At 62.4% G+C, this 364-nt stretch carries 1 protein-coding gene; it reads left to right on the top strand.

Translation table 11 applies throughout. From position 1 onward, the window contains the following. Positions 1–26: 26 nt before the first annotated feature. Positions 27–364, top strand: a 338-nt coding sequence (locus R0J88_RS19030) for an HAD hydrolase-like protein (RefSeq protein WP_410900734.1), incomplete at its 3' end; no start/stop codon positions are given.

The raw sequence follows: 364 nt of genomic DNA, 5'->3' as shown, positions 1-364 counted from the left end.
ATTCCTGACGCCCACGAGAGGCATCGATGGCTGAACTCTGCCTGCTGTTTGATTCCGATGGCACCCTGGTTGATAGCGAAATCCTCCTCGCCGAGGCCATGTCCAGCACCCTGCCCCGCTATGGTCTGCCGTTTACCAGCGCCCGCTACATGAACGAGTTTCGCGGCATGCGCTTCATGAGCATCGTGCGCACGCTGGAGGCAGCCCATGGCGTTCTGGAAGAAGCGCCCACACGGCGCATGGAAGGCGAGATGCGCGCCCTGCTGGAAGAGTTGATGAAGGCACGCCTGACGGCGATGCCCGACATGGCAGCCGCCTTGATGGAGCTTGCAGGCTACCCCTGTGGTGTGGTGTCCAACGGGCC

The sequence above is a fragment of the Pseudoalteromonas sp. SIMBA_162 genome, from assembly GCF_046535955.1.
Lineage (GTDB): Bacteria > Pseudomonadota > Gammaproteobacteria > Enterobacterales > Alteromonadaceae > Pseudoalteromonas > Pseudoalteromonas marina.
The sequence above is the reverse complement of the archived record's forward strand: the minus strand, read 5'-3'. Positions and strand labels throughout refer to the sequence as shown.